Origin of the sequence: Nitratidesulfovibrio oxamicus (genome assembly GCF_015731765.1) — a bacterium.
In the GTDB taxonomy this organism is placed as follows: Bacteria; Desulfobacterota; Desulfovibrionia; order Desulfovibrionales; family Desulfovibrionaceae; genus Cupidesulfovibrio; species Cupidesulfovibrio oxamicus.
In genome coordinates this window covers 1-3,340 of record NZ_VRYY01000286.1, presented here as the reverse complement: position 1 = coordinate 3,340, position 3,340 = coordinate 1, and the positions used below count along the sequence as shown (strand labels likewise).

The 3,340-nt window shown below is 67.9% G+C and carries 2 protein-coding genes; both read right to left on the bottom strand.

Annotated elements, in window-relative coordinates; genetic code table 11:
- Positions 1-1,318 (bottom strand): RNB domain-containing ribonuclease (locus FVW20_RS10360; protein WP_196609421.1); only part of this gene is annotated, 1,318 nt, incomplete at its 3' end.
- Positions 1,319-1,942: 624 nt separating this feature from the next.
- A complete protein-coding gene (locus FVW20_RS10355; protein WP_196609419.1) occupies positions 1,943-3,235 on the bottom strand; it encodes an IMP cyclohydrolase in 1,293 nt (430 codons plus the stop codon).
- Positions 3,236-3,340 lie beyond the last annotated feature (105 nt).

Below are 3,340 nucleotides of genomic sequence, written 5' to 3'. Positions count from 1 at the left end.
GCATGGCCGCCAGCAGGTCGTCGTCCGGGTTCGGGGCGGCCTGCGGCGGGGCCACGGCGGCAAGGCAGGCTTCGCAGGCCTCGTAAGTGAGGTTGGCGGCCAGGTTCACCCACGCGCCGCCGGGCACGCAGGATTGCAGTTCGCCGTCCGGGGCCACTTCCATGGCCAGCACCAGCGCGGGCCGGTCCTGCCCGGCCAGCAGGCTGAAGAAGCCGGTGCCCAGTTCCTCGGGCAGCATGTGGTGGGTGGCTTCCGGCAGGTAGATGCTGGTGGCGCGGCGCAGCACGGCCTTGTCCAGTTCGCTGCCGTAGGGCCAGGCCAGGGCCGGGCAGGCCAGGGCCAGCCACAGGCGAAAGCCCCCGTCGCCGCGCGCCTCGATGTGGAAGGCGTCGTCGATGTCGCGGGTGGTGGCGGAATCTATGGAGATGAACGGGGTGGCCAGCGGATCGCGCCGGGCGGATTCCACGGCGGCGCGCAGCGCGGCGAGGTCGTCCGCGTGATCGGCAGCCCAGGCGTTGCCGGGGGCGTAGCCCGCGCGGTCCATCCAGAAATTGTGGTGCTCCGGCACCAGCCCCCAGGTTTTGGCCAGGTGCAGGGCCAGGTGCGGGTCGTCGGGCAGGCCCTTGGTCACCTGTTTCCAGACAGCCTCGGAGTCGTGGTCGTCCGGGTCGGCCAGGCGGGTCATGACCAGCGCGGCCAGCTGTTCGGCGATGTCCGGGGCGGGGCGCTCCGGCGAGGTTTCCGGCGGCAGGGTGCGGTGGCGCGAGTGCACGTCCCACAGGATGCGCACGAATTCGTTGCCCGCAGCCACAAGGGCTTCGCGCTGGCGGGTGGCTTCCTGCTCGGCCAGGCGGGCGTCCACCTTTTCGGCGGTGTACACCTCGAAGTCGGGCGGCTGGAACTTGAAGTGGGTCTTGCAGGCCAGCATGGCGCGGCCAAGGGCGGCAAGGTCGTCCACTTCGGGCGCTTCCCAGAGCAGTTCCGCGAACCATTCCAGCGAGGCGCGGTCCACCTCGCCCTGGGCCAGGGTCCAGAGTTCCAGCGGGTCGAGCGCGGTTTCGCGGTCGTCGCGGCGCTGGCGGTGCAGTTCCAGCAGGTCGATGATCTGCTGGCGACCGTACTCGCCGGAGTAGACCGGGCCGGACCAGGGCAGCAGGCGGTTGGTGGTGAGCTTGGTTTCGCGGCGGTTGGCGAGCAGCAGGCGCAGCTTGCCTGCCTGTTCTTCGAGCACCCAGGCCGTTATGGGACGGTTGCCCTGCATGAATTCCACGATGCACCCCGGGCCGGGGTAGCGCACGATGCCGGATGGTGCCGCCATGTTTCCCGCTTGGTTTGTGTCGGTGAGGCCGGAGAAGGCGTTTGGGCTGCCGCAGGCGCGCTATGTCAGCGCGGGTACGCTGCGGGCGGAGTTCGTAGGTGCGCCATGTCAGCGCGGGTACGCTGCGGGCGGAATCCGCGCTCTGCGGTCGTCATCCGTAAGATTCGCGCAAGCGCTCATCTAACGGCTGTCGCCTTTTGCCGCCAGACGGCGTTGAATCAAGGTTTTTGATGCTCACGTACAAGAGTACAGCGTTGCTTTCGCCATCCGTAAGGCTCGCGCGTTGCGCTCGCCTAACGGCTGCCGATCTGCGCTCAAAAACCTTGATTCGCCTTGTCTGGCGGGCAAAACTCGTAATTCCTTGCATCGCCCCCGCACCAGCCACCCGCAGCGGAAGACCGCTGCGGGGTATAAGGAAGAAAGGCAATTGCAGGACAAGGAGTTGTCTTGGTTTTGCCTGCGTCAGGTGTGGCGCACGGGAGGGCGTGTTTGCAACGTGGAGATTTCGTTCGCTGGCGAGGAAAACGAGCCTGACATGACGGAGTATACTCTTTTCGTATTCGACGGAGTGGCAGGCGCAGTTTGACGAAGCCAGCGGGCGAAAGAACACGTTGCGGGCACGCCCTAGTGTTTGAACGACCGTTGCCCCGTGAAAACCATGGCCACCTGCGGGCTGGCCTCGTTCACGGCCATGATCACTTCGTGGTCGCGCATGGAGCCGCCGGGCTGGGCGATGGCGGCAACGCCCTGCGCCAGGGCTACGTCCACGCCGTCGCGGAAGGGGAAGAACCCGTCGGAGACCAGCACGGTGCCGGGCAGGCCGCCGCGTTCGTCCCTGGTGCGGCGTTCGATGGCGGCCAGCGAGTCGGCCAGGGCCGGATCGGCGGCGGCCTTCTGCTTCAGGTCGTACAGCGAGCAGTTGTGCGCGGCGAAGGCCAGCGAGTCGGCGTACTTGGTATGGGCCTTGTGGATGGCCAGCTCCACGCAGCCCACGCGGTCCTGTTCGCCGGTGCCGATGGCCACGGTGGCGCCATTGCGCGCGAAGATCACCGAGTTGGACGTGACGCCCGATTCCACTGCCCAGGCGAACAGCAGGTCGTCTGCCTCCTGCTTCGAGGGCGCGCGGGCGGTGACGGTGACGCCGTCCTTGCTGGTGGCCTCGGCGGGCAGGAAGTCGGCCACGGTGCGGATGCGGTTGCGGAACGAATGCTGGATGACCATGCCGCCGTCGGTCAGGCTCTTGATGTCCAGGAACGGCGCATCGGCGAAATGTTCAAGCTGGGCCAGGCCGGGCATGCGCAGGATGCGCAGGTTCTTGCGGGTTTGCAGCAGTTCCAGCACGCCGGGTTCGAAGTCGGGCGCGGCCACCACCTCGAAGTAGTTGGCGGCGATGAGTTCACCGGCGGCGCGGCAAAGCGGGCGGTTGACCACCACGGCCCCGCCGAAGGCGGCGATCCTGTCGCAGTTGTAGGCCTTGTCCAGCGCGTCGGCCACGCCCGCATCGGACCAGGCGGCCCCGCACGGATTGTTGTGCTTCAGGATCACGGCGGCGGGGCGCGCGGCCAGGTACTGCAGGATGTTCACCCCGTTGTCCACGTCGGTCAGGTTGGTCTTGCCGGGGTGCTTGCCTGCCTGGACCATGTGTTCTTCGGCGATGGCCGAGACAAGGCCCTGCCCGGCGGCGCGAAAGGCCACGCCGCCAAGGGTCAGTCCGCCGTCGGCCAGTTCGTACAGGGCGGCGGGCTGGTCGGGGTTTTCGCCGTAGCGCAGGCCCTTGCGTTCACCGTCGATGGTCCAGGTGCGCTTGCGGTAGGTCAGGGTGGTGTCGCCCAGCGTCAGGGTAAGGGAATCCGGAAACGGATCGTCCTGGAGGGTGCGGTACATGTCCTTGAGGCTGGCGGGCTTCGGCGAAGTCATGACGGGCTCCGGCAAGGGCGGCGCGGGCCCGGCAACGCAGCATGCATCCGGCGTGCGCGGGTGCGCGCAAAGGCCGGGTGCGGCGTGCCGGATACGGCGGGCCTG

What these genes read in the sequence shown, in the direction of transcription:
- FVW20_RS10355 (WP_196609419.1), bottom strand. Translation starts at nt 3,235, where the DNA reads ATGACTTCGCCGAAGCCCGCCAGCCTCAAGGACATGTACCGCACCCTC.